The sequence below is a fragment of the Klenkia sp. AC732 genome (assembly GCF_979256525.1).
Window position 1 is genome coordinate 1 of the sequence record NZ_CEEDOS010000182.1, and the last position, 235, is coordinate 235.

Here is a 235-nt window from a genome sequence, read left to right on the forward strand (position 1 = left end):
CCGACATCCCGCGGATCGCCAAGGTCGGCTTCCTCGTCGAGGGGCTGGTGTTCCACCCCGGTGACGCGCTCACCGACCCCGGCGTCGCCGTCCCGACGCTGCTGCGGCCCCTGCACGCGCCCTGGTCGAAGACCGGGGAGCTGATCGACTACCTGCGCCAGGTGGCCGCCCCGCAGGCCGACGCCGTGCACGACGGGCTGCTCAACGACACCGGTCTCGGCGCCATCACCGGGAT

Annotated in this window: 1 pseudogene; it reads left to right on the plus strand. The window is 73.2% G+C overall.

The window, feature by feature from the left end:
- Positions 1-235 (plus strand): annotated as a pseudogene (locus tag AC0IVP_RS22185) (MBL fold metallo-hydrolase); the annotation flags it as partial.